Here is a 380-nt window from a genome sequence, read left to right as displayed (position 1 = left end):
GTAGGTGAAATCCGCTGGCAGGTCCGGGTACGTGCTGCGGTCGGGCGTCTTCACCCTGACCGGTGCATACCGTGTGGTGCTTGTCCCGTCGCCGAGCTGGCCATTGCCGTTGTATCCCCAGGCGTAGGCGTTGCCGTCGCTGCCCACGGCCAGGGAATGAAGGCCTCCGGCGCTGACCTGCAGGTAGGCGGCGCTGACCTGCAGGTAGGTGAAATCCGCAGGCGCGCCTGCAGGCTTCCCCACTTTGACCGGCGTATTCCGGTAGCTGGCGCTCGTCCCGTTGCCGAGCTGGCCATCGCTGTTGTTTCCCCAGGCGTAGGCGTTCCCGTCGCTGCCCACGGCCAGGGAATGAAGGCCTCCGGCGCTGACCTGCAGGTAGG

General features: G+C 66.8%; 1 protein-coding gene. It reads right to left on the bottom strand.

The window, feature by feature from the left end; translation table 11 throughout:
• Nucleotides 1–380: RCC1 domain-containing protein (locus QRX40_RS08695; RefSeq protein ID WP_396184590.1), on the bottom strand; the 380-nt coding region annotated here is incomplete at both ends.

The sequence above is a fragment of the Bifidobacterium sp. H6bp9 genome (genome assembly GCF_032193695.1).
GTDB lineage: Bacteria > Actinomycetota > Actinomycetes > Actinomycetales > Bifidobacteriaceae > Bombiscardovia > Bombiscardovia kimbladii.
Note: the sequence above shows the minus strand (reverse complement) of the source record. Positions and strands in the feature narration are given on the sequence as shown.